Origin of the sequence: Corallococcus praedator, from assembly GCF_003612125.1 — a bacterium.
In the GTDB taxonomy this organism is placed as follows: domain Bacteria; phylum Myxococcota; class Myxococcia; order Myxococcales; family Myxococcaceae; genus Corallococcus; species Corallococcus praedator.
The window spans coordinates 1-474 of record NZ_RAWI01000911.1 but is presented as its reverse complement, the minus strand read 5'-3'; the positions used below and the strand labels follow the sequence as shown (position 1 = coordinate 474).

The 474-nt window shown below is 70.3% G+C and carries 1 protein-coding gene; it reads right to left on the bottom strand.

The features are described 5' to 3' along the window. Positions 1–54: 54 nt before the first annotated feature. Positions 55–474: YveK family protein (locus tag D7Y13_RS46310; RefSeq protein WP_158626219.1), on the bottom strand; the 420-nt coding region annotated here is incomplete at its 5' end.

Sequence of the window (474 nt, the reverse complement as noted above, 5' to 3'; positions counted from 1 at the left end):
CCACCGGTCCGCGCGATCGGTCGGTGTCGCGCTTCGTCACAGGTCTCCGCATCGTCATGTTTTCCTCAGTCCTCGGACATCGCGCAGTGTGTGCAGGGCGTCGCGGCCGTCACCGACCCGGTTGCCGATCATGTTCGCCCCGATGAGCGCGATCGCCGCGACGGCGAACCCGATGGCGCCGCCGAGTCCGATCGCCTGCGTCAGGCTGGTCTCGGTGGCGGCGCCCGCCGGGGTGGCGGCGTCGACGACGAACAGCTCCGACTGCACCGACTCGGTGCCCTCGGGTTCGAGTTCGCTCACCACCTGTCGCATCTGATCGGCCATCGACGAGGCCAGCGTGGTGGCCGCCTGCGCGGTGTCACCGGTGGTGACGATGCGGAACACCGCGCTGTTGGGCACCGGGAAGACGGTGATGCGCGAGGCGAGATCGGCGGTGGTCGCGCCCTGACCGAGCACCTTCGCCCGGTCGGCGAC